The organism is Pseudomonas sp. GL_117, from assembly GCF_057835125.1.
Genome location: NZ_CM174418.1, coordinates 1,545,090 through 1,571,735, shown reverse-complemented (window position 1 = coordinate 1,571,735; position 26,646 = coordinate 1,545,090). Strand labels below are relative to the sequence as shown.

Genomic DNA, 26,646 nt, shown 5'->3' with positions numbered 1-26,646 from the left:
CGCAATGCGTCATCAGATTCATCAACTGATTGCGCCGGTGCCAGGTACGGCGCGGCAGATTCACAGTTTCCACTTCGGGCCCGCAGAGGCCGAGGGCAAAATCTATATCCAGGCGTCGCTGCATGCCGACGAACTGCCGGGCATGCTGGTGGCCTGGCACCTGAAGGTGCGCCTGGCCGAGTTGGCCGCGGCCGGGCGTCTGCGCAGTGAGATTGTGCTGGTACCGGTGGCCAATCCGGTGGGCCTGGAACAGGTGCTGATGGATATTCCATTGGGCCGCTACGAGCTGGAGAGCGGGCAGAACTTCAATCGCCTGTTCGTCGACCTCAGTGAAGCCGTCGGCACTCAGGTCGAGGCGTTGCTCAGCGACGACCCGCAGCACAACGTGCGGGTGATCCGTGCTGCCCTGTGCGACGCCTTGGCGGCGCAGACTGCTGCGACCCAGTTGCAATCCCAACGCCTGGCATTGCAGCGCCTGGCTTGCGATGCCGACATGGTGCTGGACCTGCATTGCGACTTCGAAGCCGTGGCGCACCTGTACACCACGCCCGAAGCGTGGCCGCAGGTGGAGCCGCTGGCGCGCTATATCGGCTCGGAGGCCAACTTGCTCGCCACCGACTCCGGTGGGCAATCCTTCGATGAATGTTTCACCCTGGTCTGGTGGCAGTTGCAGCAACGCTTCGGCGAGCGCTTCCCGATACCCATGGGCAGCTTTTCGGTGACCGTCGAACTGCGCGGCCAGGGCGATGTGAACCACGGTCTGGCCAGCCTCGACTGCCAGGCGATCATCGACTACCTGATCCACTTCGGCGCCATTACCGGCGATGTCGCCCCGCTGCCCGACCTGCCCTACCCGGCCACGCCGCTGGCCGGTGTCGAGCCGGTGGCTACGCCGGTTGGCGGCCTGCTGGTGTTCAGCGCCCTGCCCGGCGAATACCTGGAGGCCGGGCAACTGATCGCCGAAATCATCGACCCTATTACCGACCGCGTAACGCCCGTGCACTGCCAGAAGGCCGGCCTGCTTTACGCCCGTTCGCTACGCCGCATGGCCACTGCCGGGATGGTCATCGGCCATGTCGCAGGCACCGAGGCCTACCGCAGCGGCTATCTACTTTCGCCTTGAGGATGCACGTCCCATGTACAAATTGACCGTTGAAGGCCTGCATAAAAGCTATGGCGACAATGAAGTGCTCAAAGGTGTTTCGCTCAAGGCCAAGACCGGTGACGTGATCAGCCTGATCGGCGCCAGCGGCTCGGGTAAGAGTACCTTTCTGCGCTGCATCAACTTCCTGGAGACCCCCAACGACGGCGCCATGACCCTGGATGGCAAGCCCATCCGCATGGTCAGCGACCGCCACGGCATGCGCGTGGCCGACGACGCCGAGTTGCAGCGCCTGCGCACGCGCCTGGCGATGGTGTTCCAGCACTTCAACCTGTGGAGCCACATGAGCGTGCTGGAAAACATCACCATGGCCCCGCGCCGGGTGCTGGGCTGCAGCAAGAAGGACGCCGAGGAGCGCGCCCGTCGTTATCTGGACAAGGTCGGCCTGCCGGCACGGGTGGCCGATCAATACCCGGCGTTTCTCTCCGGCGGCCAGCAGCAACGGGTCGCCATCGCCCGCGCCCTGGCGATGGAACCTGAGGTGATGCTGTTCGACGAACCCACTTCGGCCCTCGACCCGGAGCTGGTGGGCGAAGTGTTGAAAGTGATCCAGGGCCTGGCCGAGGAAGGCCGCACCATGATCATGGTGACCCACGAGATGAGCTTTGCACGCAAGGTGTCGAGCCAAGTGCTGTTCCTGCACAAGGGCCTGGTGGAAGAGCAAGGCGCGCCGGCGGATGTGCTGGGCAATCCGCAGAGCGAGCGCTTGCAGCAGTTCTTGAGTGGCAACTTGAAGTAAACCTTTGCGCGCCCTGGAAGGTCTGTGCAATAGACCTTCCAGAGTGTCAGCGCGCCCATGGCAAAACCTACCGACTACGCCAAGCATTGGTTTGCCGCCAAGGGTTGGAAGCCGTTCGCTTTTCAAAAAGATGTGTGGGCGGCGGTCAGGAGCGGCCAGTCGGGACTGCTGCACGCCAGCACTGGCGCCGGTAAGACCTACGCCCTGTGGTTTGCTGCCCTCAACCGCTTTGCCATCTCGCGCCCGCCCGCGACCGGCAAGCGTACCCCCCCTGCCGAACCGCTGAGCGTGCTGTGGATCACGCCGATGCGCGCCCTGGCCGCCGACACAGCCCGCGCCCTCGAAGCGCCGCTGGAGTCACTACAGATTCCGTGGAGCGTCGGCCTGCGCACCGGCGACACCAGCAGCAGCGAACGCGCACGCCAGACCCGGCGCCCGCCCACCGCACTGGTCACCACCCCGGAAAGCCTGACCCTGATGCTCGCCCGTGCCGACAGCGAAACGAGCCTGGCGCACCTGCGCATGGTCATAGTGGATGAATGGCATGAATTGATCGGCAACAAGCGCGGCGTCCAGTTGCAACTGGCGCTGGCACGGCTGCGACGCTGGCATCCCGAACTGATGGTGTGGGGGATTTCCGCCACGCTGGGCAATCAATCCCACGCCTTGGAGGTGCTGGTCCCACAGGGCGGCGGGATCAATGTGCAGGGGCAAACAGCCAAGCAGCTGAAGGTCGACACCTTGCTGCCAGCGCACGCCGAACGCTTTCCCTGGGCCGGGCATATCGGCCTGAAGATGTTGCCCCAGGTGCTGGCGGAAATAGACGCCAGCAGCAGTTGCCTGGTGTTTACCAATACGCGGGCGCAGTCGGAAATCTGGTTCCAGGCATTGCTGGATGCGCGTCCCGATTGGGCCGGGGTGATTGCGCTGCACCATGGTTCACTGTCGCGGGAAACCCGAGACTGGGTAGAGCGGGCGTTGAAAGACGGCCAGCTCAAGGCGGTGGTCTGCACCTCCAGCCTGGACCTGGGGGTGGATTTTTTGCCGGTAGAGCGTGTGCTGCAGATTGGCTCGGCCAAAGGCGTCGCACGCCTGATGCAGCGCGCCGGGCGCTCGGGGCATGTGCCGGGTCGGCCGTCGCGAGTGACGCTGGTGCCGACCCACAGCCTGGAACTGGTGGAAGCGGCGGCGGCCCAGGATGCAATTGCCCAACGGCGTATTGAAGCGCGGGAATCGCCCTACAAGCCATTGGACGTGCTCGTACAACATTTGGTGAGCATGGCGTTGGGCGGCGGCTTTACGCCGGATGCGCTGCTGGAAGAGGTACGCGGCACCTGGGCTTATCGCGACCTCGATAAAGAGGACTGGGCCTGGGCGCTGGGATTTGTGCGGCATGGCGGTCTGTCCCTGACTGCCTACCCCGATTACCGCCGGGTGGAACCCGATGAACAGGGCATCTGGCGTGTCCCTGATGCACGACTGGCGCGGCATCACCGCATGAGTGTGGGCACAATCGTCAGCGACGCCAGCATCCAGCTGAAATTCTGGAGCAAAGGCGGCGGGGGCAAGAACCTGGGCAGTGTCGAGGAAGGTTTTATTGCGCGGCTCAAGCCAGGTGATGGCTTCCTGTTTGCCGGACGCTTGCTCGAGCTGGTCCGCGTGGAAAACATGACCGCCTATGTACGCCGCAGCAGCGCGAAAAAAGCCGCCGTACCGCGCTGGAACGGTGGGCGCATGCCACTCTCCAACGAGCTGGCACAGGCCGTGGTGGCACGCTTTGACGCGGCGGCCCAGGGGCACTTTGACGGCCCTGAAATGCGCGCGGTGCAACCTTTGCTACTGACGCAGTTGCACTGGTCCGGCCTGCCGACGCGCACATGCTTACTGGCCGAAGTACTCAAATCCCGCGAGGGCTGGCACCTGTTCCTCTACCCGTTCGGCGGGCGCCAGGTGCACCAGGGGTTGGCCGGTTTGCTGGCGTGGCGGGTCAGCCAGGGGCAACCCGTGACCTTCTCGATTGCGGTGAATGACTACGGGTTGGAGCTACTGAGTGCTACCGAGGTGGATTGGCCTGCATTGTTGAACAGCGCATTGCTGAGCCCCGAGAACCTGCTCCACGACGTGGCCGCCAGCCTGAATGCCGGTGAGTTGGCCTTGCGCCGTTTTCGTGAGATCGCGCGCATCGCCGGGCTGGTGTTTGCCGGTTACCCCGGCGCACCGAAAAGCACGCGGCAGGTGCAGGCGTCCAGCGGGCTGTTCTTCGAGGTGTTCAAGCAATATGACCCACAGAACCTGTTGCTGACCCAGGCGGGGGAAGAAGTCCTGCGTGACGAGCTGGATATGCGGCGACTGGAAGAGACCTTGCGCCATCTGTCGACACTGAAGCTGGATTTACACTTGATCGAACGCCCGACGCCACTGGCGTTCCCATTACTGGTGGAGCGAATGCGCGAAAGCATGAGCTCGGAAAAGCTCTCGGCGCGCATCGCACGGATGGTCAAGGACCTGGAAAAGGTCGCGGATAACGGGAAGCGTTGATGGTTTGCAAGGTGCTGCTGGAAGGTGAATGGCTATGGCTGCTGGCGGACAAGGCGGTTTACTGGCCCGCGCGGCGGTGCCTGTTGATTGCCGATGCACATTTTGGCAAAGCCTCGGCCTATCGCAGCCTGGGGCAGCCGGTGCCCCAGGGGACGACTACAGCGAATCTTGTACGCCTGGATCGACTGTTGTCGGCGTATGCCTGTGAGCAACTGATCTTCCTTGGCGACTTCTTGCACGGCCCCGGGTCACAGGCCAGTGGCACCCTGAACGCACTGAGGGCCTGGCGTGAGCGCAATGCTGCCCTGAAGATGACCTTGATTCGTGGCAATCACGATAAACGCGCAGGCGACCCACCGGCCGACTTGAGGGTCGACGTGGTGACTGAGCCACTGCTGATGGGGCCTTTCGCCTTGCAACACGAACCGCACGCCCACCCCGTTCACCACGTGCTGGCGGGGCATGTGCATCCGGTGTATCGGCTGCGGGGCAAAGGGCGGCAGAGCCTGCGGCTGCCCTGCTTCCAGATCGGTGGGCGGATCAGTCTGTTGCCAGCGTTCGGTGCATTCACCGGGGGGCATGGGGTGGAGCAGGACAATGATCGCCGAATCTATGTGATTGGCGATCATGAAGTCTGGCCACTGGGCTAGATGTCAGGCAACGGGAGCGGGAGGCGGCTCGTCCGGCAGGGTTGGAACACCGGTTTCATCGGGCTGCTCGGGTTGACCTGGGGCGGGGTCAGGATCCGGCTGTCCCGGCACTCCCCCGTCGAAGGCTGGATTTGCCATCAGGGACCAGGCCATCACACCAATCTGGTTGGGTTCAAGCCGGGCAAGTTCGGCGCTGATTCGCGGGTCGATCTTCATAAGGGACTCCTCAAGCGTGGCCCGGCGCGTTGTGCACGCGCCGAGGCAGTACACCCAATAGAGTGCCTACCCGCCGACAAATTCCCTTTACGTGTAAGACCTTTCGATCAAGCGCGCGGGAGGGTAACGCCGCGCTGGCCCTGGTACTTGCCTGCACGGTCTTTATAGGACACTTCACAAGCCTCGTCGGACTGCAGGAACAGCATCTGTGCCACACCTTCGTTGGCATAGATCTTCGCCGGCAACGTGGTGGTGTTGGAGAACTCCAGGGTCACGTGACCTTCCCACTCGGGCTCAAGCGGCGTCACGTTGACGATGATGCCGCAGCGCGCGTAGGTGCTCTTGCCCAGGCAGATGGTCAGCACGTCGCGGGGAATGCGGAAGAACTCCACGGTGCGCGCCAGGGCGAAGGAGTTCGGCGGAATGATGCACACGTCGCTCTTGACGTCGACGAAGCTCTTTTCGTCAAAGTTCTTTGGATCGACAATCGCCGAGTTGATGTTGGTGAACACCTTGAACTCATCGGCGCAGCGCACATCGTAGCCGTAGCTGGAAACACCGTAGGAAATCACCGGGGCATCGCCTTGACCACGGATCTGGCGCTCGACGAACGGTTCGATCATGCCGTGCTCTTGCGCCATGCGGCGAATCCACTTGTCCGATTTGATGCTCATGGCGGGTGTCCTGAATAGCGAGGTGGAAAAATTCTGTTGGGCATCTTACCGGGGCCGGCGTTGGGGTTCAAAGGGCGCCGGGCTTTTCTTGACGATAGGCCTGCCTGCCGGAGGCCGCAGCCAGCGGGGCCGGGACCCGGCTCAGGGTGACCGATGGCAGTAAATACCACCGCCAGTCACGAAATTAGAGAAACCTTCGGAAATACCATTGGCACGTTCCGGAAAAAGGGTTAAGGTGGCGCCACTGTGCTGCTTGTGTCACTGAGAATCTCTACACGATATGTTGAATTTCGATCCAACCATCTCCAAGAATTTTTCCTGCTCTTTGCACTCAGTCTCGGCCAGGGCTTTTCCTGAGTCGCAGTTAACTTTGTCCAAGGAGATACACCATGTCTAATCGCCAAACTGGTACCGTTAAGTGGTTCAACGATGAAAAAGGCTTCGGCTTCATCACTCCACAATCCGGTGACGACCTGTTCGTTCACTTCAAAGCTATCCAATCCGACGGCTTCAAAAGCCTGAAAGAAGGCCAACAGGTTTCTTTCATCGCTACCCGCGGTCAGAAAGGCATGCAAGCTGAAGAAGTTCAAGTTATCTAACTTGTACTGACTTAGTCGAAAAGACCCCGCCCTTAAAAGCGGGGTTTTTTTATGCCTGGGATTTGGCATTGTCGCCGATGTAATGGCCAGGCAAAAAAAATGTGGGAGCCAAACCTATGCGGGAGCTGGCTTGCCTGCACTCGCATCACCTTGGTGTCACTGACAAACCGAGGTAGTGCTATCGCAGGCAAGCCAGCTCCCACACAAGCCTGACTCCCACACTTTCAACGTGCGCCGTTATTGGAACAACGACTCACTCGACAAGCCATTCTTCTCCAGGATCTCACGCAAGCGCTTGAGGCCCTCCACCTGGATCTGCCGCACCCGCTCACGGGTCAAGCCGATTTCCAGGCCGACATCCTCCAGGGTACTGCTCTCATGGCCGCGCAGGCCGAAGCGGCGAATCACCACCTCACGCTGCTTGTCCGTAAGCTCGGATAACCACTGGTCAATGCTTTGGGACAGATCATCGTCCTGCAACAGCTCGCAAGGATCTGTCGGACGATCGTCGGTCAGGGTATCCAGCAGGGTTTTATCCGAATCCGGACCCAGCGAGACGTCGACCGAAGACACGCGCTCGTTCAAGCCGAGCATGCGCTTGACCTCACCTACCGGCTTCTCCAGCAGGTTGGCGATCTCTTCAGGCGAGGGTTCGTGATCGAGTTTTTGCGTAAGCTCACGTGCCGCCCGCAGGTAGACGTTGAGCTCCTTGACCACATGGATCGGCAACCGGATCGTGCGGGTCTGATTCATGATCGCCCGTTCGATGGTCTGGCGAATCCACCAGGTAGCGTAGGTCGAAAAGCGGAAGCCCCGCTCCGGGTCAAACTTCTCCACCGCCCGGATCAAGCCGAGGTTGCCCTCCTCGATCAGGTCCAACAGGGATAGCCCACGATTGACATAGCGTCGGGCGATTTTCACCACCAGCCGCAGGTTGCTTTCAATCATGCGCTTGCGCCCGGCCGGATCGCCTTTTTGCGACAAGCGCGCAAAATGGACTTCTTCTTCGGGAGTGAGCAGAGGGGAAAAGCCGATTTCATTGAGGTACAACTGGGTCGCGTCGAGCGCCCGGGTGTAGTCAATGTACTTGTGTTGCTTTAACGCAGTGGAGTTCTTGGATTTGGTGCGAACTGAAGGTGTTGCAGGTCCCTCATTCGACATCGAATCCTCAGCGATACCGGTCTCCATAAGGAGGACCTCATCGTCGATGTCAAACTCCGGCGCTTCTTTACTGAGAGCCATTGTTATAGTCCTTTGGTGAGTTCGACCTCAAGCTCAAGCATCGCCTTTATCCTTGGCAACGCTGGAGCCTGTTCCTTCTACGTGAGGGAACAGGCTGGCAACACATCAACGACGGGGTAGGAATTGCAGTGGATCTACAGGCTTCCCTTGGCGGCGAATCTCAAAGTGCAGTTTCACCCGGTCTGTACCAGTTGACCCCATTTCGGCAATTGTTTGTCCGACTTTGACTTGCTGCCCCTCCCGAACCAACAGCCTGCGGTTGTGACCGTAAGCACTGACGTAGGTATCGCTGTGTTTGATGATGACCAGCTCGCCGTAGCCCCGTAAACCACTCCCGGCGTACACCACTGTCCCATCAGACGCAGCTAAAACAGGCTGTCCCAAATCCCCGGCAATATCAATGCCTTTATTCAAACTGCCGTTTGAAGAGAATTTTCCAATAAGCACTCCGTTTGAGGGCCATCCCCAACCGGTCGGTGCAGGCCCTGCCGGAGGCAGCGGCGCAGAGGTCGGCTTGCTCGCAACCGCAGGCGCAGCGGTGCCTGCAGGCCGGGTGATGATCGTGGTTTTGCTCGAAGACGACGGCGACGAAGTGCTGTTTGTGACAACCGCAGCAGGCGTTGAGCCGGTGCGCCCGTCAAAGCGAATCGTCTGACCCGGATGTATCGTGTAGGGCACCGGAATATTGTTACGTGCTGCAAGCGCCTTGTAATCCCAGCCATAACGGAAGGCGATCGAGAACATCGTGTCGCCCTTGCGTACCACATATTGCCCGGTGGTCACCGTCGGCTTTTGCGGAGCCGCGCCATTGCGGTCGACCACCCGTGCGCCGCTGCTTGGCGAGCTGGAGCACGCCACCAGGGAGGAACTCAAGACAAGGCCAAGCACCAGTCGCTGAAAGCTTGTTTTACTCATACGCTGCGCAAGACCTGTGAGACTCACCCGCCGCTCCCTTTGTGGTGGCTGAACATGAACGCCTGTATCAGGCTTGAAATATGACGCAAGTATAACTGGGCATTGGCTTTTTTCCGGCACACGACTGAAACGAAACATTCATCATGTTTAACCCGGATGGCCAATCATGTTGACTCAACAGGCCCCGGCGTAAGACACATCCCAGCCAACAGAATTCACTGCCGGTAGACAAATGATCAGGCCAGTGGACCATTGAGCAACGGCACGAAGCGTACGGCGCCCAGCACATGCCGTGAAAACCCTTCGTCCTCACGGATAATGAGCATCAATTGTTGCACTTCGCCAGAGCCCACCGGGATGACCAACCGCCCACCAGGGGCCAATTGATCGAGCAAGGCTTGCGGCACATCGGTGGCCACGGCGGTGACGATAATGCCGTTGTAAGGCGCCAGCGCCGGCCAGCCTTCCCAGCCGTCGCCCCAGCGGAACACCACGTTGCGCAGGTTCAACTCTGCCAGGCGCTCCTTGGCGCGGTCCTGCAGGACCTTGATGCGCTCCACCGAGAACACCCGTTCCACCAACTGCGACAGCACCGCGGTCTGGTAGCCCGAGCCGGTGCCGATCTCCAACACCTTGTCCAAAGGCCCGGCCGCCAGCAGTAGCTCGCTCATGCGCGCGACCATGTACGGCTGGGAGATGGTCTGGTTGTGGCCGATGGGCAGCGCGGTGTCTTCATAGGCACGGTGCGCCAGGGCTTCATCGACAAACAGATGCCGTGGTGTACGGCGGATCACTTCCAGCACCTGGGCGTTGGACAAGCCCTCCTCGTACAGGCGCTGGATCAAACGCTCACGGGTGCGTTGGGAGGTCATCCCGATGCCGCGGCGCAGTAGGTCGTCTTGTTCACGGCCCATCAGTTCAGCGCCTCCAGCCAGCCATCGAGACTACTGAAGGCATCACTGAAGGTGCGATCAAGTTGCAACGGGGTAATCGATACATAACCTTGCATCACCGCGTGAAAGTCCGTGCCCGGGCCGCCATCTTCGGCATCGCCGGCGGCGGCGATCCAATAACCTTCCTTGCCGCGCGGATCGACCACCTTCAACGGCGCCGCCGCACGGGCACGATGGCCCAGGCGCGTCAGCTGGATGCCGCGGATATGGTCGAGGGGCAAATTGGGGATATTGACGTTGAGCACCGTTCGCGGCGGCAGGTCCAGGGAACCATGGGCCTCCACCAGCTTGCGCGCGAAATAGGCGGCAGTAGGCAGGTTGTCCAATTGGCGCGAAGCCAACGAGAAGGCAAACGAGGTCCGCCCCAGGAAGCGCCCTTCAAGGGCCGCCGCCACCGTGCCGGAATACAGCACGTCGTCACCCAGGTTGGCGCCGAGGTTGATGCCCGACACCACCAGGTCCGGCTCGTGCTCCAAAAGGCTGTTGATCGCCAGGTGGACACAGTCGGTGGGGGTGCCGTTCACGCTGATAAAGCCGTTGGCCAGAACCTGCGGGTGCAGCGGACGGTCGAGCGTCAGCGAACTGCTGGCGCCGCTCTTGTCCTGGTCGGGGGCAACCACCATGCACTCGGCATAATCTTCCAGCGCAGCATAGAGCGCGGCAAGACCGGGTGCGGTGGCACCGTCATCGTTTGATATCAGAATACGCATGGGCTGTCCGTCTGCCCCACCGGCACCAGATCAACAAGCTCGCGCACCAAGACAGTGGCGAAGCATCCGGCCGGCAGGACGAATTCCAATTGCAGAATGTCAGGACCGGGATAATGCCACGTCAACCCGCCAATGGGCAGTCGCAGAATGCGACGCTCCTGGCTCATGCCGGCATTCACCAGCCAATCGCGCAGGTCGGCTTCGCCGGCGGCAATGGCCTGTTCCAGCGCATGGGTTGCGCCTGAGGCGGGCGAGTCGCCCTCGCCCCACTGAGGCCCGGTGGGGTGCAGGTCCAGAATCGCCAGGCGCGGGTCGCTGCATTCAGCTTCGCCCGCCGGGAAAAAGCTGCGGCTGTCGGTAAACGCCAACAGGTCGCCGACTTGGGCGCGCTGCCAGGAGCCATCGGCAACACGCGCCGCCAGCACCTTGTTGAACAGGAAACTGCGGGCGGTGGACAACAGCCGCGAACGCACATTGCGCTGCTCCGGCAAGGCTTTGCGCGCAGCCCACTCGCGGGCGTCGACGACATTGCCGCCGTTGTGGCCAAAGCGCTGGGCGCCAAAATAATTGGGAATGCCGTGCTGGGCGATCAATTGCAAGCGCGCATCGATGGCGGCGGTGTCGCCAGCCAACTGGGTCAGGCGCAAGGTAAAGCCATTGGCCGAATGCGCACCGCGCTGCAGTTTGCGCTTGTGCCGTGCAGTCTTGAGGATCTTGAGGGTGTCGTTTTCTGCGGCGCTCATGTCCGGGTCGGCCTTGCCTGGCAGCTGCACGCTGAACCATTGGCGGGTCAGTGCCTGGCGATCCTTGAGCCCGGCATAACTGACGGTGCGCAACGGCACACCGGCGGCCTTGGCGATACGTCGCGCCGCTTCCTCAGTGTTCAGGCCGCGCTTTTCCACCCACAACCACAGGTGCTCGCCCTCGCCGGTCAGCGGGATGTCGAGTACCTCATCGACTTGAAAATCTTCCGCCGTCGCCTTCAGCACCGCGCGGCCCAAGGCCTCGCCATAGGCCCGCGGGCCCAACAGTTGCAGGTCGTTCATGCGCGCAGCAACAAGGCGACGGAGTGCACGGCGATGCCCTCTTCACGACCGGTAAACCCGAGCTTTTCGGTGGTGGTGGCTTTCACGTTCACTTGATCCAATTCTATTTGCAGATCCGCGGCGATCAGCGCGCGCATCGATTCGATATGGGGGGCCATTTTCGGCGCCTGGGCCACGATCGTGTTGTCGACGTTGGCGACCTTCCAGCCCTTGGCGTGGATCAGGCCGACCACATGCCGCAGCAGCACGCGACTGTCCGCCCCCTTGAAGGTCGGGTCGGTGTCTGGAAAGTGTTTGCCGATGTCACCCAATGCCGCCGCGCCGAGCAAGGCATCGCTCAAGGCATGCAGCACGACATCGCCGTCGGAATGAGCCAGCAACCCGTGGTGATGCGCAATGCGCACGCCGCCCAGGGTGATGAAATCGCCTTCAGCGAAACGGTGCACATCGTAGCCGTGGCCAATACGCATAAAAAAACGCCCCGATTTAATTCAGGGCGTGATTCTACCTACTTTTGCCTCACATTAACCGAGCAAAGCACGGCCATGATGTCGCAAATGCTCTTCGATGAAGCTGGCGATAAAGAAGTAGCTGTGATCGTAGCCAGGCTGCAGGCGCAGTTCGAGCGGATGGTTGGCCGCTTTCGCGGCTTGCTGCAAGGCTTCGGGCTTGAGCTGCACCGCGAGGAAGTCGTCGCGGTCCCCCTGATCCACCAGCAACGGCAGCTTTTCCGAGGCTTCGCCGAGCAACACGCAGGCATCCCATTCGCGCCATTTGGAACGTTCTTCGCCGAGGTAGCGGGAGAAGGCTTTCTGGCCCCACGGGCAATCCATCGGGTTGTTGATCGGCGAAAACGCCGACACCGACAGGTAACGCCCAGGGTTGCGCAAAGCACACACCAGCGCACCGTGGCCGCCCATGGAGTGGCCGCTGATACCGCGTTTATCCGAAGCCGGGAAATGCGCTTCGACCAAAGCCGGCAACTCCTGCACCACGTAGTCATGCATCCGATAGTGCTTGGCCCAGGGTTCCTGGGTAGCGTTCAGGTAAAAGCCCGCACCAAGGCCGAAATCCCACGCGTTGTCCGGATCACCCGGCACACCAGGGCCGCGCGGACTGGTGTCCGGCGCGACGATGATCAGCCCCAGCTCGGCGGCCATGCGCTGGGCACCGGCCTTCTGCATGAAATTCTCATCGGTGCAGGTCAAGCCGGACAGCCAGTACAGCACCGGCAACTTGCCGCCCTGCTCCGCTTGCGGCGGCAGGTAGACGGCGAAGGTCATGTCGCAACCGAGTACGTGGGAGCTGTGTTTGTAACGTTTGTGCCAACCGCCAAAACTTTTCTGGCAGGAGATATTTTCCAAGGTCATGGGAGGCTCCCAGCTGCAAGGTGCAAGCTTCAAGCGACAAGTAAGGCGTACACCCACTTGCCGCTTGCCGCTTATAGCTTGCCGCTGCTTCAGAAATGAATGACGGTGCGGATGCTCTTGCCTTCATGCATCAGGTCAAACGCTTTGTTGATGTCTTCCAGACCCATGGTGTGGGTGATGAAGGTGTCCAACGGGATCTCGCCGGTCTGGGCCATTTCCACGTAGCTTGGCAGCTCGGTCCGACCGCGCACGCCGCCGAATGCCGAACCGCGCCAGACGCGACCGGTCACCAACTGGAATGGACGGGTGGAAATTTCCTGGCCGGCGCCGGCAACACCAATGATCACCGACTCGCCCCAGCCTTTGTGACAGCACTCAAGGGCGGCGCGCATCAGTTGCACGTTGCCGATGCATTCGAAGGAAAAGTCCACGCCGCCGTCGGTCAAATCGACAATCACGTCCTGAATTGGGCGGTCGTAGTCTTTCGGGTTGATGCAGTCGGTAGCCCCCAGTTGCTTGGCGATCTCGAACTTGGCCGGGTTGATGTCGATGGCGATGATGCGCCCGGCCTTGGCCTTGACCGCACCGATCACCGCCGACAGGCCGATACCGCCGAGGCCGAAGATGGCCACGGTATCGCCCGGCTTGACCTTGGCGGTGTTGATTACCGCGCCGATGCCTGTGGTGACGCCGCAACCCAGCAGGCAGACTTTCTCCAGCGGGGCTTCTTTGGGAATCTTGGCCACGGAAATTTCCGGCAGCACGGTGTACTCGGAGAAGGTCGAGGTCCCCATGTAGTGGAAAATCGGCTGGCCTTTGTAGGAGAAGCGCGTGGTGCCGTCCGGCATCAGGCCCTTGCCCTGGGTCGAGCGGATGGCCTGGCACAGGTTGGTCTTGCCCGACAGGCAGAATTTGCACTTGCCGCATTCCGGGGTGTACAGCGGGATCACATGGTCGCCAACCGCCACCGACGTCACGCCCTCGCCAATCGCTTCAACCACCGCACCGCCTTCGTGGCCGAGGATCGACGGGAAGATGCCTTCCGGATCGGCACCGGAGAGGGTGTACGCGTCGGTGTGGCAAACGCCGGACGCAACTACGCGCAACAGCACTTCACCCGCCTTGGGCATGGCGACATCCACTTCAACGATCTCAAGAGGCTTCTTGGCTTCGAAGGCTACAGCGGCGCGGGACTTGATCATCCGGGTTTCTCCATCGGGTTAAAAACTAAGGCACAGAGTGTAAAACATGGCTGACTGATGAATAATCCAGCCAAAAGCAAAACTTTATTGCTGTACAGGGATAATCATCATGTTGGAAAACCGCTGGGAAGGCATCGATGAATTCGTCGCGGTGGCCGAATGCAGCCAATTCACCGCGGCAGCCGAACGCCTGGGCGTGTCCTCATCCCACATCAGCCGGCAGGTGGCACGCCTGGAAGAACGCTTGCAGACGCGCTTGCTCTATCGCAGTACGCGCAAGGTCACGCTGACCGAGGCCGGCCAGACCTTTCTGCAACATTGCCAACGTTTGCAGGACGGGCGCGAAGAGGCCCTGCGCGCGGTCGGCGACCTCACCAGCGAACCCAAGGGTATGTTGCGCATGACCTGCGCCGTGGCGTACGGCGAGCGATTCATCGTGCCGCTGGTGACGCGGTTCATGGCGTTGTACCCGCAGTTGCGCGTGGATATTGAGCTGAGCAACCGTCAACTGGACTTGGTGCACGAAGGCCTCGACCTCGCGATTCGCCTCGGGCGCCTGCAGGATTCGCGCATGGTTGCCAGCCGCCTGGCACCGCGACGCATGTACCTGTGCGCATCACCGTCCTACCTGGCGCGGTATGGTCGGCCACATAGTTTGTCGGAATTGACTCGGCACAACTGCCTGATCGGTAGCTCGGACATTTGGCAACTGGCCCAGGACGGGCGGGAATTTTCCCAACGTGTGCAGGGAAACTGGCGATGTAACAGTGGGCAGGCGGTGCTGGATGCGGCGTTGCAAGGCGTCGGGTTGTGCCAGTTGCCGGATTATTACGTGCTGGAGCATCTGCACAGTGGTGCGCTGGTGTCGTTGCTGGAGGCACACCAACCACCGAATACGGCGGTGTGGGCGCTGTATCCACAGCAGCGGCATTTGTCGCCGAAGGTGCGCAAGTTGGTGGATTTCTTGAAGGAGGGGTTGGCTGAAAGGCCGGAGTACAGCCGGTGAATATTGGCTGTTTGTGCCGGCCTCTTCGCGGGCAAGCCAGCTCCCACATTGGACCGCGTTTAACGTGTAGGAACACGGTCAAATGTGGGAGCTGGCTTGCCTGCGATGAAGTCGACTCGGTGCAGCTGACTAACCGCGGTTAGCCCACCGCAACCGCAACCACTCCAAATCCTCCGGCCGGGTCACCTTGATGTTGTCCGAACGCCCCTCGATCAAGCGCGGCGCCTGGCCGGCCCATTCCATGGCCGAGGCCTCATCAGTGATCACCGCATCCGCCACCAAGCTATCGGCCAACGCACGGTGCAAGGCGCCCAGGCGAAACATCTGTGGCGTGTAGGCTTGCCAGATCAGACTGCGGTCGACGGTTTCCACCACCCGCCCATGCTTGTCCACGCGCTTGAGGGTGTCGCGGGCCGGCACGGCCAGCAGGCCGCCGACCGGGTCATCCGCCAGTTCGCTCAGTAGCTTGTCGAGATCATCGCGGCTCAGATTCGGCCGCGCAGCATCGTGCACCAACACCCAATCTTCATCGCTGGCGCCAAGGGCATGCAAATGCAGCAGCGCATTGAGCACCGAACCCGAACGCTCCGTGCCACCGTCCGCACGCTCGATGCGCGGGTCGGCTGCACAGGCCAGGCCAGGCCAGTAAGGATCATCGCCAGCAAGGCTGACCACCAGGCCCTTGAGCGAGGGGTGGTCGAGAAAACAGCCGAGGCTGTGTTCGAGAATTGTGCGCCCGCCCAGCTGCAAATATTGCTTGGGACGGTCCGCAGCCATACGAGCACCAACGCCCGCGGCAGGAATCACGGCCCAGAAGGCCGGCAAACCATTACTCATTGGGCCAACTGGTAGAGGGTTTCGCCCTCCTTGACCATACCCAACTCATGGCGAGCCCGTTCTTCAACGGTCTCCGTGCCTTTTTTCAGCTCAAGCACTTCGGCGTCGAGGACGCGGTTTCGCTCCAGCAGGCGTTCGTTTTCGGCGTGCTGGTCGGCAATTTGCTGGGTCAGATCCTTTACCTGCGCAAAGCTGCCATTACCCACCCATAGGCGGTACTGCAGGCCAGCCAGCAACAGGAGCAAGATGAGGAACAACCAATTGGGACTGCGCATCGAAATCCGGGTATCCAGTGAAAAAAGACAGCCATGTAAAACTTTTGCAGCAACTGATAGCACGAAGCCTGGAAGAACCAGGCTTGTGCTCGGTAGCCATGAGATTAGCGTCGAAATTCACTTCATCGTGAAATTTGCGACGCTATCAGACGACTTTTACCATTTAACCATCAGCCGCGAAACTCGCCGCGACCGTTGTACTTGGCCTTGCCTGCCAGTTGCTCTTCGATACGCAGCAATTGGTTGTACTTGGAAACGCGGTCCGAACGGCACAGGGAGCCGGTCTTGATCTGGCCAGCCGAAGTGCCCACGGCCAGGTCGGCAATGGTCGAATCTTCGGTTTCGCCGGAGCGGTGCGAGATCACGGCGGTGTAGCCCGCAGCCTTGGCCATCTGGATGGCTTCCAGGGTTTCGGTCAGGGTGCCGATCTGGTTGAACTTGATCAGGATCGAGTTGGCGATCTTTTTATCGATGCCTTCTTTCAGGATCTTGGTGTTGGTCACGAACAGGTCGTCGCCCACCAGTTGGATCTTCTCGCCGATCTTGTCGGTGAGGATTTTCCAACCGTCCCAGTCGGACTCGTCCAGGCCGTCTTCGATCGAGATGATCGGGTAGCGCTGGGTCAGGCCCTTCAGGTATTCAGCGAAACCTTCGGAGTTGAACACCTGGCCTTCGCCGGACAGGTTGTACTTGCCATCTTCGTAGAACTCGCTGGCCGCGCAGTCCAGGGCCAGGGTCACGTCGGTACCCAGCTTGTAGCCAGCGTTGGCCACGGCTTCGGAGATCACTTTGAGTGCATCTTCGTTGGACGCCAGGTTCGGTGCGAAACCACCTTCGTCACCCACCGCAGTGCTCAGGCCGCGGGCCTTCAGCACAGCCTTGAGGTGGTGGAAAATCTCGGTGCCCATGCGCAGGCCTTCGGAGAAGGACTTGGCGCCAACCGGCTGCACCATGAATTCCTGGATGTCGACGTTGTTATCAGCGTGCTCGCCACCGTTGATGATGTTCATCATCGGTACTGGCATCGAGTAGACACCCGGGGTGCCGTTCAGGTTGGCAATGTGCGCGTACAGCGGCAGATCCTGGTCCTGTGCAGCGGCCTTGGCGGCAGCCAGGGACACGGCGAGGATGGCGTTGGCGCCCAGGCTGCCTTTGTTTTCGGTGCCGTCGAGCTTGATCATCGCGTGGTCCAGGGCTTTCTGGTCCAGCGGGTCCTTGCCCAGCAACAGGTCACGGATCGGGCCGTTGATGTTGGCAACAGCTTTCAGTACACCCTTGCCCAGGTAACGGCTCTTGTCGCCATCACGCAGTTCCAGCGCTTCGCGCGAACCGGTGGAAGCACCGGACGGCGCGCAGGCGCTGCCGATGATGCCGTTATCGAGAAGCACGTCGGCTTCGACGGTGGGGTTGCCACGGGAGTCGAGAACTTCACGACCTTTGATGTCGACGATTTTTGCCATTGTTGTAAACACTCCAAAGTTGACGAAAACGACGCAGCTGAAGGAAAACTTTTGACCGACCGCAAGGGTGGAACAACGGGGCAGGCTTGCAGGCGACAAGGCTCAGGCCCGGGGGCCTGAGCTTTTAGCGTGGGATACTTTACCGGAGAAACGCGGCTTACGCGGTCTCTACCGTCGGAAAACTCTTGACCAGTTCGTCCAACTGCTTGAGCTGGGCCAGGAACGGCTCCAGCTTGTCCAGGCGCAGGGCGCATGGGCCGTCGCATTTGGCGTTGTCCGGGTCCGGGTGGGCTTCCAGGAACAGGCCAGCCAGGGACTGGCTGATGCCGGCCTTGGCCAGGTCCAGCACCTGGGCACGGCGCCCACCGGCGGAATCGGCACGACCACCGGGCATTTGCAGCGCGTGGGTCACGTCGAAGAACACCGGGTATTCGAACTGTTTCATGATGCCGAAACCGAGCATGTCCACCACGAGGTTGTTGTAGCCGAAGCTCGAACCGCGCTCGCAGAGGATCAACTGGTCGTTACCCGCTTCCACGCACTTGTTCAGGATGTGTTTCATCTCCTGGGGCGCGAGGAACTGGGCTTTCTTGATATTGATCACAGCGCCGGTCTTGGCCATCGCCACGACCAGGTCGGTCTGGCGCGACAGGAAGGCCGGCAACTGGATGATGTCGCACACCTCGGCGACCACGGCAGCCTGTTCAGGCTCGTGGACGTCGGTGATGATCGGCACGCCGAAGGCTTGCTTGATGTCCTGGAAGATCCGCATGCCTTCTTCAAGGCCCGGGCCGCGATAGGACGTCACGGACGAACGGTTGGCCTTGTCAAAGCTGGCCTTGAATACGTAAGGGATACCGAGTTTCTCGGTGACCTTCACGTACTCTTCACAGACCTGCATCGCCATGTCGCGGCTTTCCAGCACGTTCATGCCGCCAAACAGCACCATGGGCTTGTCGTTGGCAATCTCGATGTCGCCGACGCGAATGATCTTCTGGGCCATCAGGGTTACGCCTTCTTCTGGTGTTGCGTCAGTGCCGCCTTGACGAAACCGCTGAACAACGGGTGACCGTCGCGCGGCGTCGAGGTGAACTCCGGGTGGAACTGGCAAGCGACGAACCATGGATGATCCGGTGCTTCAACCACTTCAACCAGTGCGCCATCACCGGAACGACCGGAGATTTTCAGGCCGGCTTCTTTGATTTGCGGCAGCAGCTTGTTGTTCACTTCGTAGCGGTGACGGTGACGCTCGACGATCACGTCCTTGCCGTAGCAATCGTGAACCAGCGAGCCCGCTTCCAGCAGGCAGTCTTGCGCGCCAAGACGCATGGTGCCGCCCAGGTCGGAGGCTTCGGTACGGGTTTCGACCGCGCCGGTGGCATCTTCCCACTCGGTGATCAGGCCCACGACCGGGTGGCCGCTCTTGCTGTCGAACTCGGTGGAGTTGGCGTCTTTCCAACCCAGCACGTTACGGGCGAACTCGATAACGGCCACTTGCATGCCCAGGCAAATCCCCAGGTACGGCACCTTGTTCTCACGAGCGTACTGCACGGCCGTGATCTTGCCTTCCACGCCACGCAGGCCGAAGCCGCCTGGAACGAGGATCGCGTCCACACCTTCGAGCAAGGCGGTGCCTTGGTTCTCGATGTCTTCGGAATCGATATAGCGCAGGTTGACCTTGGTACGGTTGCTGATGCCCGCGTGGCTCATCGCTTCGATCAGCGACTTGTAGGCGTCCAGCAGTTCCATGTACTTGCCGACCATGGCGATGGTGACTTCGTGCTCGGGGTTGAGCTTGGCGTCGACCACGGCTTCCCACTCGGACAGGTCCGCGCCGTTGCATTGCAGGCCGAAACGCTCGACCACAAAATCATCCAGGCCTTGCGAATGCAGGATGCCCGGGATCTTGTAGATGGTGTCGGCGTCTTCCAGCGCGATCACCGCACGTTCTTCAACGTTGGTGAATTGCGCGATCTTGCGACGCGAGGAAATGTCGATCGGGTGATCGGAGCGGCACACCAGCACGTCCGGCTGCAGGCCGATGGAACGCAGTTCCTTGACCGAGTGCTGGGTAGGCTTGGTTTTGGTTTCGCCAGCGGTGGCGATGTACGGCACCAGTGTCAGGTGCATCAACATCGCGCGCTTGGCACCGACTTCGAAACGCAGCTGGCGGATGGCTTCGAGGAACGGTTGGGATTCGATGTCACCCACGGTGCCACCGATCTCGACCATCGCCACGTCGGCATCGCCTGCACCCTTGATGATGCGGCGCTTGATTTCGTCGGTGATGTGCGGGATCACCTGGATGGTTGCACCCAGGTAGTCACCACGGCGCTCTTTGCGCAGCACGTGCTCGTAGACACGGCCTGTGGTGAAGTTGTTGTTCTGGGTCATGGTCGTGCGGATGAACCGCTCGTAGTGGCCCAGGTCCAGGTCGGTCTCGGCGCCGTCGTGGGTGACGAACACTTCACCGTGCTGGAACGGGCTCATGGTGCCCGGGTCAACGTTGATGTACGGGTCCAGCTTGAGCATGGTGACCTTAAGTCCCCGCGCCTCCAGGATGGCCGCCAATGAAGCCGATGCGATGCCTTTCCCCAATGAAGAAACAACACCGCCCGTGACGAATATGTAGCGCGTCATGAAAAACCCTAGAAGTCTGCGTTAAAGCGGTCCGAGCCGCCGGGGAAAGCGAAGAGAGGCCGAAGCCCCCGATCACCTGCATTAATCACAGTGCACCTTTCAAAAAAACCGCCGCGTTGTGACAGACCAGCAATGAAACACCGGTACGTTGATCGCTACACATTTTTTGGAATCGCCCAGCAAAGACTGCTTGGTAATCGGCAACTGCTGCGATTCAGGCGAATCCACAGAAGTTGTATCAAGAAGGGAGCGTAGTCTACCGGAAAGGCGCTATCAGCTCAAACCTTGATCGCAGTTCTGTGGCATCCAATGTAATTGCCAGTCGCTGGCCGAGTTGGGCCATAGCCCGGCGAGGGTTGGGATACCCAGCAATTGCTCACCCCGATACAGCAGCGGCAATCTGCCACGGACAAAGCCGGGCAAGCCGCATTCATTCAGCAGGCGCTTCACGTCACGCCGGCCACGGCCCGGCACTTCGATGACTTCGCCGCCCTGGCGATAGCGGATCACCAGTGGGCCGTCAGGGGCCGTGCCGATCAGTCTCAGGTGACCATTGCCGGGTAACTCTAGTGGGGTTTGTGGATCGGGCCAGCTCACCGTTGCGCCGGAAAATTCCGACCAAGCGGTAGGCAGCCACCAGATGCGCTCGCCACAACGGTGCAACTCGCCATCGGCAAGGTGCCACAGGGGCTGCGCGTCGCCCTTGGCGTCCCGCAGGGAATGCCAGCTGGCCCAGTGGTCACTGTCGGGTAACCGAGTCAGCGGCGTCAGCCAATGACGCAGGGTGTTGCGTTGGCGGGCATCGGAAAGTTCGCGCAACGGCGCAAGGGCCAATGACGGCAATGGCAACCAGGGAAAGGCTGAGGGCTGGTCAGCGGCACGCAGGTCCAGTTGCGCCAACTCGTCGAGCAACCCTTGCGCCTCCCCCAGGTGCTCGGCGGCGCGCGCCAGGCTGGAGACCGCTTGCGGCCAACGCTCCGTGAGTACCGGGAACACTCGGTGGCGCAGGTAGTTGCGCGAGAACCGTGGGTCGGTGTTGGACGGATCTTCAATCCACGTGAGTTGATGCTCGCTGGCATAAGCTTGCAACTCAGCCCGCGATACCTCCAGCAACGGTCGCACCAGATGACCGCCCGCCAAGGGGCGATGCGCAGGCATTGCCGACAACCCCCGCACGCCTGCCCCGCGCAACAGGCGAAACAGCAGAGTTTCGGCCTGATCATCACGATGCTGGCCAGTGAGCAACACCTCCCCTGCCCCGGTCACCTCGGCAAACACCTGGTAGCGCGCATCACGGGCGGCACGCTCAAGGCTGGCGCCGGGCCGGACTTGCACGCGCATGACGCGCAGGGGCACGCCCAGAGCGTCACACATCGACTGACAATGAGCTGGCCAGGCGTCGGCGACAGCTTGCAGGCCGTGGTGGACATGGATGGCGCTGAGGGGAGGAAGATGCTCAGTGTTAGCGAGCAGGTGCAGCAGGACAGTGGAGTCGAGCCCGCCGGAGAAAGCGATATGCCAGGCCGGGGCGTTGCGCCAGGCAGAGAGGGCGTGAAGGAGCTTGGCGGACAAGGAGGATTTCATGAAAAACACCGCCACTGATCTGGCATACGATAACCCAGCATACACAAAGCAAATGTGGGAGCGGGCTTGCTCACGAATGCAGAGTGTCAGTCACTGAAAAGGTTGACTGATCCACCGCTTTCGCGAGCAAGCCCGCTCCCACATTTTAGGGCTATGTCGAATTACAGACCGTAGCTCATCAAACGCTCGTAACGACGGGCCAGCAGCGCTTCGTTATCCAGCTTCTTGAGCATCGCCAGTTGCGAGCCCAATTCTGCGCGAATGGTCGCAGCGGCGGCAGCCGGGTCACGGTGGGCGCCGCCCAGTGGCTCGGCGATCACTTTGTCCACGATCCCCAGGCCCTTGAGACGATCGGCAGTGATGCCCATGGCTTCGGCAGCGTCCGGCGCCTTTTCTGCGGTTTTCCACAGGATCGACGCGCAACCTTCCGGTGAGATCACCGCGTAGGTCGAATATTGCAGCATGTTCAGCTGATCGCAGACACCGATGGCCAGTGCACCGCCGGAACCACCTTCACCAATCACGGTGGCGATGATCGGGGTCTTCAGGCGGGACATGACGCGCAGGTTCCAGGCAATCGCTTCGCTCTGGTTGCGTTCTTCAGCGTCGATACCCGGGTACGCACCCGGGGTGTCGATGAAGGTCAGGATCGGCATCTTGAAGCGCTCAGCCATCTCCATCAGGCGGCACGCCTTGCGGTAGCCTTCCGGGCGCGGCATGCCGAAGTTGCGACGTACTTTCTCGCGCACTTCACGGCCTTTCTGGTGACCGATCACCATCACTGGCTGGTCGTCCAGGCGAGCGATACCGCCCACGATGGCCGCGTCGTCGGAGAAGTGGCGGTCGCCATGCAGCTCGTCGAACTCGGTGAAGATGTGGTCAATGTAGTCCAGGGTGTATGGACGGCGCGGGTGGCGGGCCAGGCGCGCGATCTGCCAGCTGGTCAGCTTGCCGAAGATGTCTTCGGTCAGCGTCTTGCTCTTGTCTTGCAGGCGCGAGATTTCATCGCCGATATTCAGCGAATTGTCATTGCCGACCAGGCGCAGCTCTTCGATCTTGGCTTGCAGGTCAGCGATCGGCTGTTCGAAATCAAGAAAATTCGGGTTCATAAGCGTCCGTCTTGGGTCGACGGCCAGGGAGTGCCTGGCCAGCCGGTTGTCTATTCGCGCCCTACCTTAAGGGAGAGGCGCGTTTAGGTCGAGATTAAATATTTAGTCGAGATCAGACATATCTGACCGTCAACGGTATTGGAGGAAGACGTTGTCACGGCCGAACTGGTCACGCAAAGCTTGAATCAAGCCATCCGCAGGATCAATTCGCCAGGTCTCGCCGAACTGCAACATCGCCTTGGCATCGCTGCCGGTGTACTCCATGGTCACCGGGCACGCGCCACGATGGCGTTTGAGCAATTCGCCCAACAGGCGTAGCTGATCGCCCTTGAGCGCATCGGTCTTGACCCTCAGGCGCAGGCTTTCGGCAAGATTGGTGCGCGCATCTTCCATGCTCATCACCCGCTTGATCCGCAGGCGCAGGCCGCCGGAAAAGTCGTCATTGCTGACCTCCCCCTCCACGACGACCATGGCATCGGTCTGCAACAACGACTGGGCCGAGTGGAAGGCATCGGCAAACAGCGACGCTTCGATCCGCCCCGAGCGGTCATCGAGGGTGATAAAGCCCATCTTGTCGCCTTTCTTATTTTTCATCACCCGCAGGGCGATGATCATGCCGGCGACGGTCTGGGTGTCTCGCGCCGGCTTCAGGTCGATGATGCGTTGACGGGCGAAACGACGGATTTCGCCCTCGTATTCGTCAATCGGATGACCAGTGAGGTAAAGGCCCAGGGTGTCTTTTTCACCCTTGAGACGTTCCTTGAGGGTCAACTCCTTGGCCTTGCGGTGGTTAGCGTACACATCCGCATCTTCTTCGACGAACAAACCGCCAAACAAGTCGGCGTGGCCGCTGTCGTGGGTGCGGGCGGTCTGTTCGGCGGCCTTGATCGCCTCTTCCATGGCGGCGAGCAACACCGCGCGGTTACGGTCGATATTGGCTTGGTAAGCTTTGGGTTCATCGTGGAAATACGGGCCGAGACGGTCGAGTGCACCGCTGCGGATCAGGCCATCAAGGGTTCGTTTGTTGATGCGCTTGAGGTCGACCCGCGCGCAGAAGTCGAACAGGTCCTTGAACGGCCCGTCCTGACGCGCTTCGACAATCGCTTCCACCGGGCCTTCGCCCACACCTTTGATCGCGCCCAGGCCGTAAATGATGCGGCCTTCGTCGTTCACCGTGAACTTGAACTCCGAGGCGTTCACATCCGGCGCGTCGAGGCGCAGCTTCATGGTGCGCACTTCCTCGATCAAGGTCACGACCTTGTCGGTGTTGTGCATATCCGCCGAGAGTACCGCCGCCATGAATGGCGCCGGGTAGTGGGCCTTCAGCCAGGCGGTCTGGTACGACACCAGGCCGTAGGCGGCGGAGTGGGATTTGTTGAAACCGTAGCCGGCGAACTTTTCCACCAGGTCGAAGATGTTACCCGCCAGGTCGGCGTCGATATTGTTGGTCGCGCAACCTTCAATGAAGCCGCCGCGCTGCTTGGCCATCTCTTCGGGTTTTTTCTTACCCATGGCCCGACGCAGCATGTCCGCACCGCCAAGGGTGTAACCGGCCATGACCTGGGCGATCTGCATCACCTGTTCCTGATACAGGATGATGCCGTAGGTCGGTGCCAGTACCGGCTTGAGGCCTTCGTACTGGTAGTCGGAGTGCGGGTAAGCCAGCTCGGCACGCCCGTGCTTACGGTTGATGAAGTCATCCACCATGCCCGATTGCAACGGGCCCGGACGGAACAAGGCCACCAGTGCGATCAAGTCTTCCAGGCAGTCGGGCTTGAGCTTTTTGATCAGCTCTTTCATACCGCGCGACTCAAGCTGGAACACCGCCGTGGTCTCGGCTTTTTGCAGCAACTGGTACGTTGGTTTGTCGTCCAGCGGGATAAAGGCAATATCCAGTGGCGCTTCGTTGACCTTGGCGCGGTCACGGTTGATGGTCTTGAGCGCCCAGTCGATGATCGTCAGGGTCCGCAGGCCGAGGAAGTCGAACTTCACCAGGCCGGCCGCCTCCACGTCGTCCTTGTCGAACTGGGTTACCAGGCCGTCACCGGCCTCGTCGCAATAGATCGGCGAAAAGTCGGTGAGCTTGGTAGGTGCAATTACCACACCACCGGCGTGTTTACCGACGTTACGCACCACACCTTCGAGCTTGCGCGCCATGTCCCAGATTTCGGCGGCCTCTTCATCGACCTTGATGAAGTCGCGCAGGATTTCTTCCTGCTCGTAAGCCTTTTCCAGGGTCATGCCGACTTCGAACGGAATCATCTTCGACAGACGATCCGCCAGGCCGTAGGACTTGCCCTGCACCCGCGCCACGTCGCGGATTACAGCCTTGGCAGCCATGGAGCCGAACGTGATGATCTGACTTACCGCATTGCGGCCATATTTCTCGGCCACGTATTCGATTACGCGGTCGCGGCCGTCCATGCAGAAGTCGACGTCGAAGTCGGGCATGGAAACCCGTTCCGGGTTGAGGAATCGCTCGAACAGCAGGTCATATTCCAGCGGGTCGAGGTCGGTGATCTTCTGTACATAGGCCACCAACGAACCGGCACCCGACCCCCGGCCGGGCCCAACGGGTACGCCATTGCTTTTGGCCCACTGGATAAAGTCCATCACAATCAGGAAGTAACCGGGAAACCCCATCTGGATGATGATATCCAGCTCGAAATTCAACCGATCCACGTAGACCTGGCGCTTGGCCTCGTAGTCCTCGGTGGTGTCCTTGGGCAGCAGAACGCTCAACCGCTCTTCCAGACCGTCGAACGAGACTTTGCGGAAATATTCGTCGATGGTCATGCCATCGGGAATCGGGAAGTTGGGCAAAAAGTGCTTGCCCAGCTTCACTTCGATATTGCAGCGCTTGGCGATCTCCACCGAGTTTTCCAGCGCTTCCGGCAGGTCGCTGAACAGCTCGGCCATCTCGTCGGCGCTTTTGAGGTATTGCTCCTCGCTGTAGTTCTTCGAGCGACGCGGGTCATCCAGGGCCCGGCCTTCACCGATGCACACGCGGGTTTCGTGGGCCTCGAAATCTTCCTTCTTGATAAAGCGCACATCGTTGGTCGCCACCAACGGCGCGCCCAGCTTGTCGGCCAGGGCGACGGCGGCGTGCAGATGCTCTTCGTCGTTGGGGCGGTTGGTGCGTTGCACTTCCAGGTAGAAACGGTCGGGGAAGACCTGCATCCACTCGCGGGCCAGTACTTCGGCTTCCTGGGGGTTGCCGCCGAGCAGCGCGAGACCGATCTCACCCTCTTTGGCGGCCGACAGCATGATCAGGCCTTCACTGGCCTCGGCGACCCATTCGCGCTCGATGATGATCGAGCCATTGCGCTGGCCGTCGATGAAACCGCGGGAAATCAGTTCAGTGAGGTTGCGATAACCGACGCCGTTCATCGCCAGCAGGCTGATGCGGCTCAGGGCGTTGTCCGGATCTTTGTTGGACAACCACAGGTCGGCACCACAGATCGGCTTGATGCCGGCGCCCATGGCATTTTTGTAGAACTTGACCAGGGAACACATGTTGTTCTGATCGGTCACCGCCACCGCTGGCATGTTCATGCCCACCAGGGTTTTGACCAGCGGTTTGATCCGTACCAGGCCGTCGACCAGGGAGTATTCAGTGTGCAGGCGCAGGTGAACGAATGAAGCCGGCATAGTGATCTCTTATACGTGGAAACAACAAGGCCCGGATTGTACCGGGCCTTGGCAAAAACATCAGCCTC

At 60.6% G+C, this 26,646-nt stretch carries 24 protein-coding genes; 6 read left to right on the top strand and 18 right to left on the bottom strand.

Annotated features, from left to right (window positions below; all coding sequences use genetic code 11):
* Positions 1 to 4: 4 nt before the first annotated feature.
* Genes AC3ISR_RS07025 through pdeM form a run of 4 tightly spaced genes read left to right on the top strand, consistent with a single transcriptional unit; the run spans position 5 to position 5,089 of the window.
* The gene (locus AC3ISR_RS07025; RefSeq protein ID WP_463984550.1) at positions 5 to 1,123 is read left to right on the top strand and encodes a succinylglutamate desuccinylase/aspartoacylase family protein; all 1,119 of its coding nucleotides are present in this window, start codon (positions 5 to 7) and stop codon (positions 1,121 to 1,123) included.
* Between the two features lie 13 nt (positions 1,124 to 1,136).
* Complete coding sequence (locus AC3ISR_RS07020) at positions 1,137 to 1,901, top strand: ABC transporter ATP-binding protein (RefSeq protein ID WP_192299328.1); 765 nt, start codon at positions 1,137 to 1,139, stop codon at positions 1,899 to 1,901.
* A gap of 57 nt (positions 1,902 to 1,958) precedes the next feature.
* Entirely contained in the window at positions 1,959 to 4,439 is a 2,481-nt protein-coding gene (locus tag AC3ISR_RS07015) for a ligase-associated DNA damage response DEXH box helicase (protein WP_463984549.1), read from the top strand.
* Complete coding sequence (gene pdeM / locus AC3ISR_RS07010; protein WP_192299330.1) at positions 4,439 to 5,089, top strand: ligase-associated DNA damage response endonuclease PdeM; 651 nt, start codon at positions 4,439 to 4,441, stop codon at positions 5,087 to 5,089. The genes AC3ISR_RS07015 and pdeM overlap by 1 nt, the downstream gene beginning before the upstream one ends.
* Positions 5,090 to 5,092: 3 nt before the next feature.
* On the opposite strand, the gene AC3ISR_RS07005 is transcribed toward pdeM, so the two are convergent.
* Together AC3ISR_RS07005 and dcd are read right to left on the bottom strand one after the other, a co-directional pair.
* Positions 5,093 to 5,305, bottom strand: a complete 213-nt coding sequence (locus AC3ISR_RS07005) for a hypothetical protein (RefSeq protein ID WP_192299331.1) — start codon at positions 5,303 to 5,305, stop codon at positions 5,093 to 5,095.
* A 107-nt stretch (positions 5,306 to 5,412) separates the two neighbouring features.
* Positions 5,413 to 5,979, bottom strand: a complete 567-nt coding sequence (gene dcd, locus AC3ISR_RS07000; protein WP_010212421.1) for a dCTP deaminase — start codon at positions 5,977 to 5,979, stop codon at positions 5,413 to 5,415.
* A gap of 389 nt (positions 5,980 to 6,368) precedes the next feature.
* On the opposite strand from dcd, the gene AC3ISR_RS06995 reads away from it, so the two are divergent.
* Positions 6,369 to 6,578 carry a cold-shock protein gene (locus AC3ISR_RS06995; protein ID WP_002554837.1) on the top strand — a complete coding sequence of 70 codons (210 nt, stop codon included), beginning with the start codon at positions 6,369 to 6,371 and terminating at the stop codon, positions 6,576 to 6,578.
* Between the two features lie 237 nt (positions 6,579 to 6,815).
* Here the strand turns inward: AC3ISR_RS06995 and rpoS are convergent, their stop codons facing one another.
* The 8 genes from rpoS to AC3ISR_RS06955 all read right to left on the bottom strand — a co-directional run bounded on the left by rpoS (position 6,816) and on the right by AC3ISR_RS06955 (position 14,016).
* Positions 6,816 to 7,820 carry an RNA polymerase sigma factor RpoS gene (rpoS, locus tag AC3ISR_RS06990; protein WP_192299332.1) on the bottom strand — a complete coding sequence of 335 codons (1,005 nt, stop codon included), beginning with the start codon at positions 7,818 to 7,820 and terminating at the stop codon, positions 6,816 to 6,818.
* Between the two features lie 105 nt (positions 7,821 to 7,925).
* Positions 7,926 to 8,762: a peptidoglycan DD-metalloendopeptidase family protein gene (locus AC3ISR_RS06985; RefSeq protein WP_463984548.1), complete on the bottom strand. Its 837-nt coding sequence runs from the start codon at positions 8,760 to 8,762 to the stop codon at positions 7,926 to 7,928.
* Positions 8,763 to 8,971: 209 nt separating this feature from the next.
* Entirely contained in the window at positions 8,972 to 9,607 is a 636-nt protein-coding gene (locus AC3ISR_RS06980) for a protein-L-isoaspartate(D-aspartate) O-methyltransferase (RefSeq protein ID WP_177325361.1), read from the bottom strand.
* A 41-nt stretch (positions 9,608 to 9,648) separates the two neighbouring features.
* A complete protein-coding gene (gene surE, locus AC3ISR_RS06975) occupies positions 9,649 to 10,398 on the bottom strand; it encodes a 5'/3'-nucleotidase SurE (RefSeq protein ID WP_192299334.1) in 750 nt (249 codons plus the stop codon).
* Positions 10,386 to 11,444, bottom strand: a complete 1,059-nt coding sequence (gene truD, locus AC3ISR_RS06970) for a tRNA pseudouridine(13) synthase TruD (RefSeq protein WP_463984547.1) — start codon at positions 11,442 to 11,444, stop codon at positions 10,386 to 10,388. Before truD ends, surE begins: the two co-directional genes overlap by 13 nt.
* Entirely contained in the window at positions 11,441 to 11,914 is a 474-nt protein-coding gene (ispF, locus tag AC3ISR_RS06965; RefSeq protein ID WP_058412401.1) for a 2-C-methyl-D-erythritol 2,4-cyclodiphosphate synthase, read from the bottom strand. The genes truD and ispF overlap by 4 nt, the downstream gene beginning before the upstream one ends.
* 54 nt (positions 11,915 to 11,968) lie before the next feature.
* Positions 11,969 to 12,814, bottom strand: a complete 846-nt coding sequence (gene fghA, locus AC3ISR_RS06960; RefSeq protein ID WP_192299336.1) for an S-formylglutathione hydrolase — start codon at positions 12,812 to 12,814, stop codon at positions 11,969 to 11,971.
* 89 nt (positions 12,815 to 12,903) lie between these two features.
* Positions 12,904 to 14,016 carry an S-(hydroxymethyl)glutathione dehydrogenase/class III alcohol dehydrogenase gene (locus AC3ISR_RS06955; protein ID WP_017137160.1) on the bottom strand — a complete coding sequence of 371 codons (1,113 nt, stop codon included), beginning with the start codon at positions 14,014 to 14,016 and terminating at the stop codon, positions 12,904 to 12,906.
* Between the two features lie 109 nt (positions 14,017 to 14,125).
* On the opposite strand from AC3ISR_RS06955, the gene AC3ISR_RS06950 reads away from it, so the two are divergent.
* A complete protein-coding gene (locus AC3ISR_RS06950; RefSeq protein WP_192299337.1) occupies positions 14,126 to 15,022 on the top strand; it encodes a LysR substrate-binding domain-containing protein in 897 nt (298 codons plus the stop codon).
* A 129-nt stretch (positions 15,023 to 15,151) separates the two neighbouring features.
* Here AC3ISR_RS06950 and ispD read toward each other — a convergent pair whose 3' ends face one another.
* The 8 genes from ispD to dnaE all read right to left on the bottom strand — a co-directional run bounded on the left by ispD (position 15,152) and on the right by dnaE (position 26,578).
* Positions 15,152 to 15,859, bottom strand: a complete 708-nt coding sequence (gene ispD, locus AC3ISR_RS06945; RefSeq protein WP_192299338.1) for a 2-C-methyl-D-erythritol 4-phosphate cytidylyltransferase — start codon at positions 15,857 to 15,859, stop codon at positions 15,152 to 15,154.
* Positions 15,856 to 16,134: a cell division protein FtsB gene (ftsB, locus tag AC3ISR_RS06940; protein WP_192299339.1), complete on the bottom strand. Its 279-nt coding sequence runs from the start codon at positions 16,132 to 16,134 to the stop codon at positions 15,856 to 15,858. The genes ispD and ftsB overlap by 4 nt, the downstream gene beginning before the upstream one ends.
* A gap of 170 nt (positions 16,135 to 16,304) precedes the next feature.
* Positions 16,305 to 17,594, bottom strand: a complete 1,290-nt coding sequence (eno, locus tag AC3ISR_RS06935) for a phosphopyruvate hydratase (RefSeq protein ID WP_003189193.1) — start codon at positions 17,592 to 17,594, stop codon at positions 16,305 to 16,307.
* A gap of 157 nt (positions 17,595 to 17,751) precedes the next feature.
* Positions 17,752 to 18,597, bottom strand: a complete 846-nt coding sequence (gene kdsA / locus AC3ISR_RS06930) for a 3-deoxy-8-phosphooctulonate synthase (protein WP_010212442.1) — start codon at positions 18,595 to 18,597, stop codon at positions 17,752 to 17,754.
* Between the two features lie 5 nt (positions 18,598 to 18,602).
* Entirely contained in the window at positions 18,603 to 20,234 is a 1,632-nt protein-coding gene (pyrG, locus tag AC3ISR_RS06925; RefSeq protein WP_192299340.1) for a CTP synthase, read from the bottom strand.
* 273 nt (positions 20,235 to 20,507) lie between these two features.
* Positions 20,508 to 21,818 (bottom strand): tRNA lysidine(34) synthetase TilS, encoded by a 1,311-nt coding sequence (gene tilS / locus AC3ISR_RS06920; RefSeq protein ID WP_463984546.1) that lies wholly within the window; start codon positions 21,816 to 21,818, stop codon positions 20,508 to 20,510.
* 161 nt (positions 21,819 to 21,979) lie between these two features.
* Complete coding sequence (locus tag AC3ISR_RS06915; protein WP_192299342.1) at positions 21,980 to 22,927, bottom strand: acetyl-CoA carboxylase carboxyltransferase subunit alpha; 948 nt, start codon at positions 22,925 to 22,927, stop codon at positions 21,980 to 21,982.
* 129 nt (positions 22,928 to 23,056) lie between these two features.
* A complete protein-coding gene (dnaE, locus tag AC3ISR_RS06910) occupies positions 23,057 to 26,578 on the bottom strand; it encodes a DNA polymerase III subunit alpha (protein WP_463984545.1) in 3,522 nt (1,173 codons plus the stop codon).
* Between the last annotated feature and the right edge of the window lie 68 nt (positions 26,579 to 26,646).

Excerpts from the sequence above, each read along its gene's own strand:
- AC3ISR_RS07025 (WP_463984550.1), top strand. The coding sequence starts at position 5 with ATGCGTCATCAGATTCATCAACTGATTGCGCCGGTGCCAGGTACGGCG.
- AC3ISR_RS07020 (WP_192299328.1), top strand. The coding sequence starts at position 1,137 with ATGTACAAATTGACCGTTGAAGGCCTGCATAAAAGCTATGGCGACAAT.
- AC3ISR_RS07015 (WP_463984549.1), top strand. The coding sequence starts at position 1,959 with ATGGCAAAACCTACCGACTACGCCAAGCATTGGTTTGCCGCCAAGGGT.
- pdeM (WP_192299330.1), top strand. The coding sequence starts at position 4,439 with ATGGTTTGCAAGGTGCTGCTGGAAGGTGAATGGCTATGGCTGCTGGCG.
- AC3ISR_RS07005 (WP_192299331.1), bottom strand. The coding sequence starts at position 5,305 with ATGAAGATCGACCCGCGAATCAGCGCCGAACTTGCCCGGCTTGAACCC.
- dcd (WP_010212421.1), bottom strand. The coding sequence starts at position 5,979 with ATGAGCATCAAATCGGACAAGTGGATTCGCCGCATGGCGCAAGAGCAC.
- AC3ISR_RS06995 (WP_002554837.1), top strand. The coding sequence starts at position 6,369 with ATGTCTAATCGCCAAACTGGTACCGTTAAGTGGTTCAACGATGAAAAA.
- rpoS (WP_192299332.1), bottom strand. The coding sequence starts at position 7,820 with ATGGCTCTCAGTAAAGAAGCGCCGGAGTTTGACATCGACGATGAGGTC.
- AC3ISR_RS06980 (WP_177325361.1), bottom strand. The coding sequence starts at position 9,607 with ATGACCTCCCAACGCACCCGTGAGCGTTTGATCCAGCGCCTGTACGAG.
- surE (WP_192299334.1), bottom strand. The coding sequence starts at position 10,398 with ATGCGTATTCTGATATCAAACGATGACGGTGCCACCGCACCCGGTCTT.
- truD (WP_463984547.1), bottom strand. The coding sequence starts at position 11,444 with ATGAACGACCTGCAACTGTTGGGCCCGCGGGCCTATGGCGAGGCCTTG.
- ispF (WP_058412401.1), bottom strand. The coding sequence starts at position 11,914 with ATGCGTATTGGCCACGGCTACGATGTGCACCGTTTCGCTGAAGGCGAT.
- fghA (WP_192299336.1), bottom strand. The coding sequence starts at position 12,814 with ATGACCTTGGAAAATATCTCCTGCCAGAAAAGTTTTGGCGGTTGGCAC.
- AC3ISR_RS06955 (WP_017137160.1), bottom strand. The coding sequence starts at position 14,016 with ATGATCAAGTCCCGCGCCGCTGTAGCCTTCGAAGCCAAGAAGCCTCTT.
- AC3ISR_RS06950 (WP_192299337.1), top strand. The coding sequence starts at position 14,126 with ATGTTGGAAAACCGCTGGGAAGGCATCGATGAATTCGTCGCGGTGGCC.
- ispD (WP_192299338.1), bottom strand. The coding sequence starts at position 15,859 with ATGAGTAATGGTTTGCCGGCCTTCTGGGCCGTGATTCCTGCCGCGGGC.
- ftsB (WP_192299339.1), bottom strand. The coding sequence starts at position 16,134 with ATGCGCAGTCCCAATTGGTTGTTCCTCATCTTGCTCCTGTTGCTGGCT.
- eno (WP_003189193.1), bottom strand. The coding sequence starts at position 17,594 with ATGGCAAAAATCGTCGACATCAAAGGTCGTGAAGTTCTCGACTCCCGT.
- kdsA (WP_010212442.1), bottom strand. The coding sequence starts at position 18,597 with ATGGCCCAGAAGATCATTCGCGTCGGCGACATCGAGATTGCCAACGAC.
- pyrG (WP_192299340.1), bottom strand. The coding sequence starts at position 20,234 with ATGACGCGCTACATATTCGTCACGGGCGGTGTTGTTTCTTCATTGGGG.
- tilS (WP_463984546.1), bottom strand. The coding sequence starts at position 21,818 with ATGAAATCCTCCTTGTCCGCCAAGCTCCTTCACGCCCTCTCTGCCTGG.
- AC3ISR_RS06915 (WP_192299342.1), bottom strand. The coding sequence starts at position 22,927 with ATGAACCCGAATTTTCTTGATTTCGAACAGCCGATCGCTGACCTGCAA.
- dnaE (WP_463984545.1), bottom strand. The coding sequence starts at position 26,578 with ATGCCGGCTTCATTCGTTCACCTGCGCCTGCACACTGAATACTCCCTG.